The organism is Clostridioides sp. ZZV14-6154 (assembly GCF_020657785.1).
Taxonomy (GTDB): domain Bacteria; phylum Bacillota; class Clostridia; order Peptostreptococcales; family Peptostreptococcaceae; genus Clostridioides.
On record NZ_JAGWCY010000041.1, the window covers coordinates 1 to 539 of the forward strand.

The window sequence follows — 539 nt, forward strand, 5'->3', positions numbered from 1 at the left end:
ATGTATCCTCTAAAGCTACTAAACAAGCTATTATGAATGGAGATAAAGCCTTTAAAGACTTTTTTAAAGGTGCTAAAGGCTTTCCTAAGTTCAAGAAAGAGAAAAATCAAGATGTAAAAGCATATTTTCCTAAGAATAATAAGACTGATTGGGCTATTGAAAGGCATAGAGTTAAAATACCTACTCTTGGGTGGGTAAGATTAAAAGAATTCGGATATATACCAATAAATTCAATAGTTAAGAGTGGTACAGTAAGTCAAAAATCTAGTAGATACTATGTATCTATATTAGTTGAGGAAAATGATATTCGAGTATCTAAATGTACTAATGAAGGAATAGGTATTGACTTAGGAATTAAAGATTTTGCAATATGTTCAGATAAAAAGAAGTTTAAAAATATAAATAAAACTTTTACAGTTAAGAAAGTTGAGAAGAAATTAAAAAGAGAACAAAGAAAACTTTCAAGAAAATATGAAAGTTTAAAAATAAGAAATAAAATAGAAGAAGGGAGAGCTACTCGTCAAAATATCCAAAAGCAA

Annotated in this window: 1 protein-coding gene; it reads left to right on the top strand. The window is 27.6% G+C overall.

Features of this window, described 5'->3' with window-relative positions:
• Window positions 1–539 (top strand): RNA-guided endonuclease TnpB family protein (locus tag KGF45_RS19620; RefSeq protein WP_227843079.1); only part of this gene is annotated, 539 nt, incomplete at both ends.